Annotated in this window: 2 protein-coding genes; both read left to right on the top strand. The window is 61.4% G+C overall.

The genetic code is table 11. The features are described 5' to 3' along the window. Positions 1-698 (top strand): hypothetical protein (locus tag AC1Q61_RS32730; RefSeq protein ID WP_492651487.1); only part of this gene is annotated, 698 nt, incomplete at its 5' end. Positions 699-733: 35 nt separating this feature from the next. Next, a complete protein-coding gene (locus tag AC1Q61_RS32725) occupies positions 734-931 on the top strand; it encodes a hypothetical protein (protein WP_230358699.1) in 198 nt (65 codons plus the stop codon). Positions 932-1,328: the final 397 nt, after the last annotated feature.

Raw genomic sequence — 1,328 nt, 5'->3', positions numbered from 1 at the left:
TAGGTGATGATGGCTTGATGTGGAAACAGGCACTCGGGTTTGCTTTGTTCGGTGCGACCGTTGCCATCGTCACGGCGGCGCTGACACAGGGATCGGCACAGGCGTCCGCCACGATCACCCTCTTTTCGGGTGGCACCACAATCTCGGGCTTCGCGGGTGAATCGCAATGGACCTGGCCCATCGAGGCTGCGGCGATCGGCGCCCTTCTGGGCGCGCTGACCGGGTTCGTGCTCCGCCTCGCGGGCGTGCGAATCTCCGGAGGCCAGGACAATCGAATGGTTCCAACTGTGGTGGCAGGCCTCGCAGGCGTCACGCTTGGGTTGACGCCCCTGTTGGTCTTGATCGGCATGGCATTCACCGGGTCGGTTGATATCGGATGGTCCCCGCTCCTGGTCTATGCCGTCAGCGGTCTCCTGGCTTATGGCATTTCGGTCGCCGCCGTGTTCGGAGTCCTTCGCGCTGCCGGGGATCGACTTACTGTTCGCACGACGCGAGCGGTTATGGCGATGCTTCCGGTCGGCGCCTTGGCGGCGACTGCCGTGGGTGTCGGAACTGCGTGGAGGCTGGGCTTCTCCACCGCCGCTCCTACCTGGATCGCGGTCGTGCTGCTGGTGGTGTTCGTATTGGCTGGGACGTTCGTTGTTGCCCGAACGTGGGCATTACGGATGCGGGCTCGTGACTTTCCAGAAGTGCCATAGGCGGTGGAACTATTGATTCCGACGGGCGCATCGGGATGAGGGGCGAGCGAATCTTCGCGGGACTCGTCGTCGGCCTCCTGCTCGGGCTGTTCGGCTATCTGCCGTTGGTACTCCTGTGGCAACACTTCGCAGATGTCCCGCAGCCGCAGCTTTATCCGAACCGTTCGTTCACGTCGTTCGGCCCCAACCCGCCACCGCTCACCTACTGGATTAGTGAGACGCGTCGTTCCTGATGGGCGAGGACTGCCGCCAATCCCACGCTCACAGCGATCATCCCCGTTGGAGCCATGACGGCAAACCCGCTCCGGTCACTCTGTTTCGGGCACGAGGAAGTCGTACTACTTCCATGAACCCTCGAGGATCGGATCGGAGGTATCAGGACGTTCGCCAGAAGCAACACAAAATAGCCAAGTGCGACGTTCGGGATCATTGAGGATCTCAAGGAGCTTGTCCACTACGCCGGACGCCGGAAAGCAAACCCATTGTTCGAGTTCTCATGGCGAGAGGGCGACCGACGGGATCGTCGATCCGATCCCGTACTCGTTGAGGTTCAGGACAGGAGACCGGATGATCACATTCACGCCCCTTGCTTCCAGTGAACTTCGCCTGCGAATCGACCTCTCCAAACCC

The sequence above is a fragment of the Rhodococcus sp. MPR-R1B genome, assembly GCF_058793255.1.
This window is presented reverse-complemented; position numbering and strand designations above follow the sequence as displayed.

Bases quoted from the DNA above. Each gene is read 5' to 3' on its own strand.
- AC1Q61_RS32725 (WP_230358699.1), top strand. From the start codon at position 734: ATGAGGGGCGAGCGAATCTTCGCGGGACTCGTCGTCGGCCTCCTGCTC.